The organism is Microcoleus sp. B9-D4 (assembly GCF_036705105.1).
Lineage (GTDB): Bacteria > Cyanobacteriota > Cyanobacteriia > Cyanobacteriales > Microcoleaceae > Microcoleus.
The window spans coordinates 1-11,999 of record NZ_JAUBTS010000057.1 but is presented as its reverse complement, the minus strand read 5'-3'; the positions used below and the strand labels follow the sequence as shown (position 1 = coordinate 11,999).

Genomic DNA, 11,999 nt, shown 5'->3' with positions numbered 1-11,999 from the left:
AAACGATCGATTTACGTGATATTGAAGGACAATTGGTCTTGATTTATTGAGCGGATACCGGCAAACTAACTTTGCCAGTCACAGGCTTTTTTTGGTATAAGTAGCGACCAGTGCCGATCGCGAATGCCAGTCCGCTGTAAAAGTAGAAAAGCCAGTGCCACGGAATAGTTTTCAGGGCAAATAGGATACCGTGTTTACGGTAAAAAAATCGGTAAAGTGGTGCATTAATTGCTACCAGCGGTATTGCCAGCAAACCAGCCAGTAGCAGAAAGCTCAGCGACCAGCACGTCCCCAAAATTGCCAGCAGCACTGCATAAGTTAAAATCACGCTGATGCGGTTTGAAACTTGCAAGTTGAGGTCGTTATTCAATTGGCGATCGCGCCAAATCAGTTCTGTCCAAGGCAGTGCTCGGTAGAAAAAGTCAGCTTTCACCATCCCCATAGGTTTCCACTGCTTTAAATGCTTCACCTGCAATGTTTTGCACAGCCGAATGTTATAACCTGCTTGTTTCAAACGGTAGCCGAACTCAATATCTTCGATCGAAGCTTGGCGGTAACTCTCATTAAAGCCGCCCATTTGCAAAAAAATTTCCCGGCGAATCACTCCGCAAGCCCCCCAAAAAGTCGAAGCTTCTTCGTTACCTGTTTGGTGCACGTAGTGGTGCAGCAAGTTCCTGTACTGCGATAGAAAATCAGGATCTCCAGGAGCATCGTCGTAAGAGCCAATGAAAGCAGCTAAGTAGGGATTATTTTTGAACACCGATATCGCATAGCCCACAGCTTCTGGACAAACAGCGACATCAGCATCCACAAAAAACAGAATATCTCCCTTTGCAGCTTGGGCACCCAAATTCCTTGCCCGCGCTGGGCCCCCGCATTCTGGAATTCTGATCACTTTGGCGCCGAATTCCTTGGCCAGACGCCAAGAACCGTCGCTTTCGCCGTCTGCTACTACAATAATCTCGATCGGCCGGGGCACAGCTTGAGCCAGTTTTGACAAACAGGTGCGGAAGTAAGAGCCCCCGTTGTGGACTGGGATAATAACGGATACAGTGGGATCGGCGGTAGAAATCATTACCTAAATTGTTTAAATTGCAGGGGCTAAAATTTGCTGGAATGTTATTGGTGCTACTTTACGAAGGGTAAAATCAGCTCTACTTTTTTATTTATAACTCGATTTCTGTTTGTCTTCAACTAGATTTTTTTCTGGTATTCTCGATTATATTTTTCCCATTCTTACCTCTATTTTACGCCATATCTTGCTGAGACTGACCTGATGTAGACAACAGCTTTACAAAATCTTTAAATATATGATTGTTTGTGTAAACTTCAGAAAAAGCCCCAGCAGTATTTGGGTATGGCTGTGTTGCAATGCACCCGACTTTGATTTTACAAATAAGTACATTGTATAAAATCAAACACAGTTTATACGGATGCCAGGAAACTGTCAAGACTTGGGCGGTAAAATTTCTTTTACAGACCTCATCCGCGAGTGACTCCTGCACCAAGTGTCGATCGCCACTGCCGAGTCAATGCACATTTTATAACGTTTGGCAATATATTTTAAATATACGTCTTAAAATTTCCGACGCTGTACGATCGAGCTTTAGTAATTTGCTAACATACCCTTAGCTAGCTCCCTTTGAACCAAAACTTTTACATAAACCCTTTTTTATATTACATGAAGACCTCCCAAAACACTTTAAATCAGCCATTAGTTTCAGTCATCATACCAGCTTTCAACGCTGAAAATTTTATTGCTAAAACCTTAGACTCTGTCTTATCTCAAACTTATCAAAACATAGAACTTTTAGTAGTTGATGACGGCTCTACAGATACAACAGCCGAAATCGTTCAATCTTTTGCTCAAAAAGATAGCCGAGTCAGCTTATTCCACCAATCAAATGCCGGCGTCGCCGTCGCCCGCAACCTAGCAATTGAAAAATCAAAAGGCGAATATATTGCTCCCATTGATGCCGACGATATTTGGTATCCGCAAAACTTAGAAAAACAAGTGAAATGCCTGACTTCCTCATCATCATCTGTCGGAGTTGTCTATTCCTGGTCAGTTGATATAAATGAAAAAGACTTGCTCACAGGTGGATTTTATAACTCCACCATCGAAGGAGAAGTTTACACAGCATTAATTTATAAATATTTTATAGGCAATGCCAGCTCATCTCTAATCCGCCGCGTTTGTTTTGCCAAAGTCGGCGGTTACAACGGCCAACTTAAACTAGAAAACGCTCAAGGCTGCGAAGACTGGGAACTTCACCTCCGCATAGCCGAACATTATCAATTTAAAGTCGTGCCAGAATACTTAGTGGGCTATCGGCAGATTGCCAGCAGTATGTCTAGCAACTATGCAGCAATGGCAAAATCTCACTCTTTAATTATGGCCGATGTCCGGCAGCAACATCCCGAAATTCCCAGCAGCATTTATCGGTGGTCTAGCAGCAATTTTTACATTTACTTAGCTGTCAAAAGCAACCGCAGCGGCAATCACCGCAGTACATTATCTTGGCTGTATCGAGCGTTCAAAGAAGATTTATCAATGGCACTTTTGCGCCATAATTTGTATCTGCTCTTTATAGAAAGTATATTAAAAATAATAGTTCCAGCGCCAACTGAATCAGGCTTAGAGTTAAAACAAGCATCAGAATCGAGTGAAGGGACGACACTGGCGAGGATTGAGGCGCGGACGAAAGCTCACAGAATGTTGCCATCGCAGGTATACGAAAGAATGCGATTCAATAGTTTAGGAAATCGAAAATCTACATAAACCCTAAATTGAAAAACCCGGTTTGTTGAAGAAACCGGGTTTTTGAGGAAGCTAGAGGGCGTTTAATTCTGGCCGGTTGGTCGATCGACAATCAGGAAAAAGGGTTAAATAAAAGAATTTCAATTTTTCCTTCTTGCTTCTTGCTTCTTGCTTCTTGCTTCTTGCTTCTTGCTTCTTGCTTCTACTTAATCTTTCTAAGCGTGAGAAGCTGTAGCAGTTTGAGCTTGTGGCTGCTTACCATCGGGCGAAATAGATTCCCCTTCAATAAACGATCGCAACATCCAAGCCATTTGTTCGTGCTGTTCCATCAAACCCGTCAAAAAGTCTGCGGTTCCGTCATCTTTAAACTCTTCGCCGCACTGTTCGACGTGTTGGCGGAGATTGCGAATAATCAGTTCGTGGTCGTCAACTAAACGCGATACCATTTCCGTAGCCAAAGGCAAATCACCGATATGTTCTTTGATCGAGCCATACTTCAGAAAACCCTCAGCAGTACCAATTGGATAGCCACCTAAAGTTCTCACCCGTTCGGCCATAGCATCGATATTTAGTGTTAAGGCCTGATAGTGTTCTTCCCACAACTGGTGGAGCGATCGAAACTGCGGGCCCACTACATCCCAGTGATACTTTTTGGTTTTGATTAACAGCAGATAAGCATCTGCCAGGTCGTGATTCAATAGTTCGATAACGCCTGCACGCTGCTCGTCAGATAGACCTATGTTTAACTTACGCATTGAAATTTTTCCTTCAACTCTAACTTTACATTTATTAAAACAAATTTCGCCAGCCACTTACATCAACCCAGAGGACGATCGAAGACCCTCGCCCTTTAGTAAAATATCTGCATTTCCGGTTAAATTAATCGCAATATAGATACCCTTAGATAGATGCTATGAAACTTATTGTTCCGGACGGCCTTTGTTTGGCGAACACAGCGATTGGGCGGCAGGCGATCGCCCGCTCAATCCCGCTATATAAAAAGGCTGTACTCTGATTGTTAGTAAAAATCAAGGAATTTATGCCGAAGTTAACGAACATCACACACCCTTAATTGTGCGGGCGGGTTTAAATGACGGCATAAGGGACTTGCAATTAAATATAACCCCAGTTATCCTAGAAGGCTAGGAAACTGATTTTCGGACATGAGCGGTTCTGACCTGTGTAATTGGGATGCTAGAAATGATATTGACTCAAACCGTTAAATCGACGTTGAAGGATGCTGCAAAGAAACAGACGGGCGAGATCCGTCGAAACTTTATGACAAAAGTGGCGGAAGACCCCGATCGAATACAGCCATGAAACCCTTTGTCCCATCTGGTAGACGGCCGGGAGAAGTTGTGTGCTCGTTTCACCTTCAGGAATACTTGCTGCTGTGACCACCACAGCACGCTTGCCGAAGGTATCAACCGCAGTGCCGCGTTTTGGGCCCGCAGGTGCATGAAGGCTTTGTCAAACCAGACCCTCTGATGAACCATCGTTGCAGTGACAATTGTTGAAACCTGGTTTTTGGCGGATGGCGTGTCAGGAGAGATTAAAAAAAAGCAGTCCTCAGCGTTTGCAGCGAGGAGGAGATCGAGGGCATTACAGTTTTTCCTATGTGGGGAATACGGGCTAAAGTAGCCGTAGGAAAGATTGATCCATACTTTTACTAACTGTGCTACTTTCATCAGAAATTTGGGTTTGAAACCCCGTCCTTCTAGGACGGCTTTACATGAATTTTTGTTAATACCTACCATTTCACCCAAGACGTGCTAGTATGTGAAATGGTGTACTTAAAATAAGTATGACACTAAAAGCCTTCAGCTATCGATTCTACCCAACGCCGGAACAAGAAAGTTTGTTGCGACGTACTTTGGGTTGTGTTCGTTTGGTCTACAACCGTGCTTTAGCCATAAGAACTGAAGCTTGGTACGAAGAACAGAAACGGGTAGGCTATGCTGAGACTTCTTCAATGTTAACCGAATGGAAGAAAACAGAAGAGTTGAATTTTCTCAATGAAGTTAGCTGTGTGCCATTGCAGCAATGTTTGAGACATTTACAAACGGCTTATACCAACTTTTTTGATGGGCGGGCAAAATATCCTAACTTCAAAAAGAAACGCAATGGTGGTAGTGCAGAATTTACCAAGTCAGCATTTAAGTTCAGAGATGGACAAGTCTACCTAGCAAAAAGCACACAAGCGTTACCAATTCGTTGGAGCCGGACACTACCTGATGGTTGCCGACCATCAACCTTAAGCGTGAAGCTTGCACCATCAGGTAGGTGGTCAGTTTCTCTGTTGGTGAATGTTGAAATTGAAGCATTACCTCAGTCAGGCAGTCAAGTTGGTATCGACCTGGGAGTTACAAGCTTGCTCACTCTAAGCACTGGCGAAAAGATTGCCAATCCCAAAGGATTCAAGGCAAAATATCGCAAACTTAGAAAAGCGCAAAAATCTTTAAGTCGCAAGCAAAAAGGGTCAAACAACCGTCACAAAGCACGGCTTAAAGTAGCGAAAGTGCATCAAGAAATCACTGATGCAAGAAAAGATAGTCTTCACAAGTTAACAACGCGGTTGGTGTGTGAAAACCAAACCATCGCCGTAGAAGACTTAGCTGTGAAGAATATGGTTAAAAATCCCAAACTTGCCGCTTCTATAAGTGATGCAAGTTGGGGGGAATTAGTCGGACAACTTGAATACAAGTGTAAGTGGTACAGCCGTACTTTAATTAAGATCGATCGCTGGTTTCCGAGTTCTAAACGGTGTGGCAATTGCGGACACATCGTTGACAAGATGCCGTTAAATATCCGGGAATGGGATTGTCCTAATTGCGACACTCACCATGACCGAGATATTAATGCGGCAAAAAATATTTTGGCGGCAGGGCTTGCCGTGTCAGTCTGTGGAGCGACCGTAAGACCAGAACAGAGTAAATCTGTTAAGGCTGGTGCGAAATCCCCGTCAGGGACGGAAGCAGAAACCTAAGTCGTGAGTCTTAGGAATCCCCGTGCGTTTACGCCGGGGTGGATGTCAATGTTAGCTGTAAACCATCATGCGGGAAATCTGCCAGAGCGTGGAAACCATATTTGAACGGCTGTTAGACGAACTCAAAAAGTCCACTCGCGCGTCTGAGCAGAACTGCCAAGATGTAGCAGGGCGACTCGCAGCAGAAGTCAACAGGATATGCACTGAAAGCCAGCGGATTCAGGCCTCTGGAGATATAGAAGGTTCAGCCCAGAGCCTCGCTCAGCACCGCTTGCAACAATGCCTCCACTATTACAATTTAGGCTCCGGGCCCGGGCGAGTAGAATTGCACAGTACCCTCAGCGCGATCGTCTATCGCTACATCACTCCTCCGCAGGTGCAGTCTAGCTATCAGGCGCGAGTAGAACTGATCAAAGATTTTTTGCAAGGATTTTATCTCGAAGCTTTAAAGGCATTCCGGCGCGAAACCCAACTACCACCCACCTACAGTCCCCGCACTCGCTTAGAACTAGCAGAGTACATGGCCTTTGTAGAGCGCTTCGGCAAGCGGCGCATTCCTTTACCTCGGAACCGCAGCCAGCAACTAATTATTTTACGGGCCCAAACCTTTTCCCAGCAGCAGCCCAAAGAAACCTCGGTAGATATGGAACAAGCCGCCGACGGAGGGGCTTCAGATTCCGACCAAACTTGGAACGACACCTCGGTGCACTCGGTGCGGGAAGCGATGGCCGGACAGGGTTCGGCGGCAATTCGTCCCCTAGGCGACGAGTCAGAATCTCTGCGGCAAAAGGTGATTGACGAATTAGTGGCTTACTTGAAAGAGCGTAATCAACAAGACTGCGCCGATTACTTCGTGCTGCGCTTGCAAGACTTACCGACTAATGAAATAGAGTCGCTTTTGGGCATAACTCCCCGCCAAAGAGATTATTTACAGCAGCGCTTCAAGTACCATTTGCTCAGGTTCGCCATGTCGCACCGCTGGGAACTCGTTCACCAGTGGCTGGAAGCAGACCTCGATCAAAATCTGGGTTTGCTGCCTTCTCAGTGGCAGGCTTTTGGCGAGCAAATTGGCCCAGAGGGACAGCGTTTGCTAAAGTTGAAACAACAGGGTCTGTCAGAGTCAGCGATCGCCCAAACCCTGGGCAGCACGGTAGCCCAGGTACAGAAGCGGTGGTTTAAATTGCTGGAACTTGCGTGGGAATTGCGAAATCGTTCAGATTCCGGAGAAGGGGCATCTAGTGATGAATAACGAAACGAACAGGGATGCAGAGGCTTTCGATCGCCATTTTTTAGACTGGATATTGCAGGCGCCGATCGCGAATGCCTCTAGCGAAGATGAGGAAAACCTCAATCCATCCCCTCGCTCACAAGAGTGGGGCGACACAGAAGACAATTCCGGGGTGGAATACTGGGAATGGGACGAACCAGACCCGCTGGACTATCAAGTGGGGGGGCACAGCAATGCACCCGCACAACCGCTGACAATTGGAGAAATACCGACCGTGCAAGACCGTTTTCAGACCTTGTTAAAAGAAAGGCTTAGAGCCGAAATTGAATCTAACCCGCCGCTGTTCCCCTGGGAAACAGAATTCAAAAGCTACGACCACGATTACCCAGACGATGTAGCCCCGCAATGGGTTCCCCCCCTACACCTCTGGACTCCCCAACTACAAAATATCAGGTGGGGCCGCCTGCCAATTCCGATCGCCCAAGGGGTTTTTGCTCAACTGCTAGAACCTTGTCAGGAACTGGTAATGTCGTCGCTGCGGGAAGGCTCAAAGTTAGTTCGCGCTGTAGATGGCTTATTTCCGGGCCAGTCTCAGGAACTCAACGAGTTAGCTGGTTTAGTGCTCAGAGGTTCTTTGCGGGGACTTCTAGATTTAGAAGATTTCCCAAATTACGAAGCAGCGAGTACCGATCAACAAATGGTGCTGTCGCTGTTGGCCGCCAGGGAAATCATTGAGTCTCTAACTCTCGATTGTCCTGTGAATCAGCCGCCAGTTTCGCGGGAGTGGCTGACTGGTTTGGGTTCGCTGACTCTGGAGGCTCAATACCTGTCGAACCGCAACAGAGAACAGCCAATGCCGTGTTTAAGAGTTGAGTGCCAATTTCCGGGGGCAGGAAGTTTGGAACTCAAGGGAGGAGATGCCGAAGCAACTGCACATCGTCCGAATTCCGGGCATTTAAGTGTGGAGTTGTTTGACCCGCAACCTAACAAAACTTATGCCCTAGAAGTTCGATTCCAAAACTTCGAGACGAGACCTTTGATGTTTGCTATTCGTCCAATTTTTGCAGTACAAGATAGCAACTAGAAAGGTCTAATTAGAGTAAATAAGGTAGGTGTTTACTCTCGGGTTTGACCTCACACAAAAACAAATGCAATCCCTCGACTTCTGTCGTGGAAGGCGAAAAAAATTAGATCTTAGTTCAAGCCCCCAGATTCATCTGTGGAGTCAATCTAAAATCTAATGACAGAGGAATAAGATTTAGATATTAGTTAAAATCCAGATTTATCAGTGGATTAAATCTAAAATCTAAAATCTAAAATGGTTTGACAGGAAAATAAGATTTAGAGATTAGTTAAAATCCAGATTTATCTGTGGATTCAATCTAAAATCTAAAATCTAAAATCTAAAATAGTTGGATGGGTGCACATGACAACTGATAACCTGCGAAATATACCTGTTTTGGGTAAGCTGTGGGAGCAGATTGAGGCCATGCCTCCGCCGGTGATTGAGGATTCTTTACTGCTGCGAATCCTAGTTCAGTTGTTGGTAATTGTGGGAATTGTAGCTACTGATGTTGCTGCTGAAGAAGCCCTGAACCTGTGGGCTGTGCCTGTTAGTATTGTGGGAGCAACTTGGAGTTGGTACCGCCGCCGCGATCGCAATGTAGCTGCTAAGTTCTGCATAGCTATTGGAATGCTGGTGGCGCTGTTCGCTTTTTTTAGCCGCTTGGTGGGAGAATTGAATGATACGCGGTTAGTTTTGGCGCAACTGTTAATCCAACTTCAAGTGCTGCACAGTTTCGATTTGCCTCGCCGCAAGGATTTGGGCTATTCGATGGTAATCGGGCTAATTTTGTTAGGGGTAGCAGCGACTCTCAGCCAAACCTTGACTTTTGCGCCGCTGTTGTTGGTGTTTTTGGCTTTAGCGCTTCCGACTTTGGTTTTGGATTATCGATCGCGCTTGGGATTTTTGAAGCCAGAAGCCATTGGCGAAAAAGCACAAGGTAAAGGGAAAAATGAAAGCCTGTCGCTATTTGCTGCTACTTTATCCCCAAAGTATTTTGGTTGGCTGCTGCTGATAACTGTCGGGTTGGGGCTGACTATTTTTGCGTTTTTGCCACGCCTCCCTGGCTATCAGTTGCGGACTTTTCCGGTGAGTGCTCCTATTGAATATCAGGGGGAGTTTGACTCGCGCAGCATTCTGAATCCGGGGTATGTCAGAGGGGGAAATGAAAAAGGGACTGGCGGAGGAAGGGGGAGAAACCCAGACTCAGGGCCAGGAGAGGTAGACTCTACTTTTTATTACGGTTTCAACCAGCGAATTAATCAAAATTTGCGGGGGGAAATGAAACCTCAAGTGGTGATGCGGGTACGATCGCAGGCGGCGGGTTTTTGGCGAGTATTAGGCTTTGACAAATACACTGGTCAGGGTTGGGAAATTTCTCGCAACGAACAAGCTCAAAAGCTGACTCGACCTAGCTGGTCTTATCAATTTTATCTGAATCCGTTTCCCAATGCGCCTCGGACTCAAGAGGTGATTCAAAGTTATACTATTGTTGCTCCAATGCCGAATTTGATTCCGGCTTTAAACAAGCCGAGGGAACTTTATTTTCCGAGTCCAGAGGCGGCGATTGATGCGGAGGGGGGTTTGCGAGCGCCTGCGGAATTGGGAGAGGGTGTGACTTATACGGTGATTTCTAATGTGCCTTTTCGCGATCGAGCTTTGTTAGGGAAAACTGGTACTAATTACCCGAAAAATATTCGCAAGTTCTATTTGGATGTGCCGCCGAAAATGGCCCAGAAGGTGCGAGAAAAAACTGAAGAAATATTGGCGGCCAGAACTAGAGTATCTCAGTCGGACAGACCGATCGATTCTCCCTACGAAAAAGCTTTGTATTTGGCTCAATATTTAAAGCAAAATCCGAATTACAAAATAGAAAAAGCCTTGCCTTACTTAGAAGAAGGTGAAGATTTAGTCGAGGGTTTTCTGTTTGGCTACAAAAACACCCAGGGCGGCAAAAAAGTTACCGGTGGATATCCAGACCACTTTTCAACGGTATTGACCATTATGCTCAGATCGATCGGGATTCCGGCCCGAATGGTGGGGGGTTTCGATACGGGGGAATTTAACCCGTTTACTGGTTACTATGTTGTGAAAAATACCGACGCTTTTTTGATGACGGAGGTATATTTTACCAATCACGGCTGGTTTGCTTTTAATCCGATTCCCGGTTATCCTCTGATTCCGGCTTCGGTGGAAGACAACCAGACTTTTAGTGCGATCGAATCGTTTTGGAAGTGGATCGCGGGTTGGCTACCGACTCCTCTCAGAAGCGGGCTCGATTCAGTCATAGGTTTTGTAATTGGCTGGATAACTTTGATTGTAGGCTGGTTTCTGGGACAGTTTTCTAGGGGTTGGGTGGGGTTATTTACTGGTTTGATTGCTGCGATCGGCTTTGGCTTTATTGGCTGGTTAATTTGGCAAGTGTGGCGCAAGTGGCGTCACCGCCGCTGGCTGGCGAAGTTGCCGCCGGTGGAGGGGGTTTATCAGGAAATGTTGAAGGATTTGGCGAGTAGGGGTTTTGCCAAGCAGAAAGCTCAAACGCCTTTGGAGTATGCTGAGGCAATGCGCGGTAATCATGCAACTGATGAAGCTGAGGTGATTGATGAAGTTTCGCAAGCTTATGTGCGGTGGAAGTATGGCGGGGAATCGGGTAATTTGAGTCAGTTGCGGCAGTTGGTGGAAAATTTGAGGCGATCGCACTTGAAGAAACTCAAAAAGCGCTGGTTTTAGGTGGTAAGGGTAGGAAAAATAGCGTCGCTTGCCTACCCTGTTGAGAAGTTCGACTAGGCATTATTTAATCTTAATAAGTAACCCTCCTATTACTTGTAAATTTCTACCATAAGGTACTCAATTATGTCATATAAACGTCCTAAATTTGATTCCTTTAAACCCACATTCCGCACCCTCAACTGTCACAATCGGAAATTACGGAGATAAAAAAGCAAAGCTTGCATAAAAAGAGACATCTTCCCTCAAAAAAGAGATTCAAGCAGTGATGAATGATCAAAAACGGCATCAAAACCTATTCTCAACAAGCAGCAATAAGCAAGAGAGGCATCTAGGTTGGCATTAGATAAATGAATCAAGATATTAAATACATAATTGATAATTTAGCTTAATAAATCGAAGTGAGCAAACGAGATTTTTGCCATCTTAACAGAGCGCTATTAATCAAAGAGAATAGCGTCTTAGTTGAGGGAATATAATATCAGTAATAGAGCAATAATTAAGTTATAAATTTATAATAATAAAGACAATCTTTTGGTAATAAATTTAGGATAAACTCTCGCTGTTGACTCGAATTAGAAACCCGCGTTTCTCGATCAAATCGAACTAAATGAATAGACGGGAAGCATTGAAATATCCACCTTAATGTCGGGCGGTCAGTTGGTTTACCTAACTGATTTTTAATCTTTGATTGAGACGCTTTTAAAGCCGATCGTATTTGCCGTTGAGCTAGGGTGTATACCAGCAAACATAAACCCATAATCATCCCTAATGATTCTATTCTCTCTGGACTTTTGAGAAATATACTATCGGCAAAAAACAAAGGGTCTTTCAGAAAACCAAATCCCCTCTCACATGATTGCTGGGCTTTATACTCCCTGAGCATTTCATCGTTACTGAGTACGCGCGAATCTAAAACATTGGTCGCTAGAATAAAACGTCCTGCACTCTTGATTTCGGTATTAACTTTAGTTTCATTTCTGCATACTGTCGCGGCGATTTGATAAAATTTTTCTGGTTGATTTTTTGATTCCTTGGCTGTAACTTCAGTGACTTGATACTGCTCAATTTGGTGATATTTAAATGATTGAGATAATTTGTAGAAGTTCACGGGGTTAGCGTGGCAGAAGAGAAGGAGGAATCCGACCAGAACGAGTACTCAAGACAGATTCAGTCAGGAACTCAAGAATATTCCGGTCTTGCAGCTTGAGAGAAGACACGACGGTGAGTAAAC

At 45.0% G+C, this 11,999-nt stretch carries 9 protein-coding genes; 5 read left to right on the top strand and 4 right to left on the bottom strand.

What is annotated here, in order from left to right; genetic code table 11:
• Positions 1-43: 43 nt before the first annotated feature.
• The gene (locus QUB24_RS25745) at positions 44-1,075 is read right to left on the bottom strand and encodes a glycosyltransferase family A protein (protein WP_333156464.1); all 1,032 of its coding nucleotides are present in this window, start codon (positions 1,073-1,075) and stop codon (positions 44-46) included.
• A gap of 606 nt (positions 1,076-1,681) precedes the next feature.
• Between QUB24_RS25745 and QUB24_RS25740 the strand changes: the two genes are divergently transcribed.
• The gene (locus QUB24_RS25740) at positions 1,682-2,782 is read left to right on the top strand and encodes a glycosyltransferase family 2 protein (RefSeq protein WP_333156463.1); all 1,101 of its coding nucleotides are present in this window, start codon (positions 1,682-1,684) and stop codon (positions 2,780-2,782) included.
• Positions 2,783-2,976: 194 nt separating this feature from the next.
• On the opposite strand, the gene QUB24_RS25735 is transcribed toward QUB24_RS25740, so the two are convergent.
• Both QUB24_RS25735 and QUB24_RS25730 read right to left on the bottom strand, forming a co-directional pair.
• Positions 2,977-3,516, bottom strand: a complete 540-nt coding sequence (locus tag QUB24_RS25735) for a Dps family protein (RefSeq protein ID WP_333156462.1) — start codon at positions 3,514-3,516, stop codon at positions 2,977-2,979.
• A gap of 456 nt (positions 3,517-3,972) precedes the next feature.
• Positions 3,973-4,449: a hypothetical protein gene (locus QUB24_RS25730; protein ID WP_333156461.1), complete on the bottom strand. Its 477-nt coding sequence runs from the start codon at positions 4,447-4,449 to the stop codon at positions 3,973-3,975.
• Positions 4,450-4,565: 116 nt separating this feature from the next.
• Here QUB24_RS25730 and QUB24_RS25725 point away from each other — a divergent pair, with 116 nt between their 5' ends.
• The 4 genes from QUB24_RS25725 to QUB24_RS25710 all read left to right on the top strand — a co-directional run bounded on the left by QUB24_RS25725 (position 4,566) and on the right by QUB24_RS25710 (position 10,768).
• Positions 4,566-5,747: an RNA-guided endonuclease TnpB family protein gene (locus tag QUB24_RS25725; RefSeq protein ID WP_333156460.1), complete on the top strand. Its 1,182-nt coding sequence runs from the start codon at positions 4,566-4,568 to the stop codon at positions 5,745-5,747.
• A gap of 67 nt (positions 5,748-5,814) precedes the next feature.
• Positions 5,815-6,996 carry a heterocyst differentiation protein HetZ gene (gene hetZ / locus QUB24_RS25720; RefSeq protein ID WP_333156459.1) on the top strand — a complete coding sequence of 394 codons (1,182 nt, stop codon included), beginning with the start codon at positions 5,815-5,817 and terminating at the stop codon, positions 6,994-6,996.
• Positions 6,989-8,059 carry a hypothetical protein gene (locus tag QUB24_RS25715; protein WP_333156458.1) on the top strand — a complete coding sequence of 357 codons (1,071 nt, stop codon included), beginning with the start codon at positions 6,989-6,991 and terminating at the stop codon, positions 8,057-8,059. The genes hetZ and QUB24_RS25715 overlap by 8 nt, the downstream gene beginning before the upstream one ends.
• Before the next feature lie 342 nt (positions 8,060-8,401).
• Entirely contained in the window at positions 8,402-10,768 is a 2,367-nt protein-coding gene (locus QUB24_RS25710; RefSeq protein ID WP_333156457.1) for a transglutaminaseTgpA domain-containing protein, read from the top strand.
• 496 nt (positions 10,769-11,264) lie between these two features.
• Here QUB24_RS25710 and QUB24_RS25705 read toward each other — a convergent pair whose 3' ends face one another.
• The gene (locus QUB24_RS25705; protein WP_333156456.1) at positions 11,265-11,876 is read right to left on the bottom strand and encodes an IS1634 family transposase; all 612 of its coding nucleotides are present in this window, start codon (positions 11,874-11,876) and stop codon (positions 11,265-11,267) included.
• Positions 11,877-11,999 lie beyond the last annotated feature (123 nt).